This window comes from Leptotrichia sp. OH3620_COT-345, from assembly GCF_003932895.1.
Lineage (GTDB): Bacteria > Fusobacteriota > Fusobacteriia > Fusobacteriales > Leptotrichiaceae > Pseudoleptotrichia.
Genome location: NZ_RQYW01000185.1, coordinates 1 through 279 on the forward strand (window position 1 = coordinate 1; position 279 = coordinate 279).

Below are 279 nucleotides of genomic sequence, written 5' to 3' on the forward strand. Positions count from 1 at the left end.
AATAATAAAGGAGACAAGTAATATAAGAGGGGAAATATCAGGCAATGAAGGTATAAAGCTGATAGGTGAAAAACTTAATAACCTTACGGGAGTAATAAAAAGCAACAAAAAGATAGACCTTGATGTAAAAGATACGAGAAATATAAAAGGATATATATTATCAGACGGACTTACAAAGGAAGATATAAAACAAGAAAATAAAGAAACGAAAAACGTTGAAGATATAAAAACTAAAGAAATAGGAATAAATATAACAGGAACATTAGACAATACAAAAGG

General features: G+C 28.0%; 1 protein-coding gene. It reads left to right on the top strand.

Translation table 11 applies throughout. The features are described 5' to 3' along the window. Positions 1-279, top strand: a 279-nt coding sequence (locus EII29_RS12520) for a hypothetical protein (protein ID WP_199726108.1), incomplete at both ends; no start/stop codon positions are given.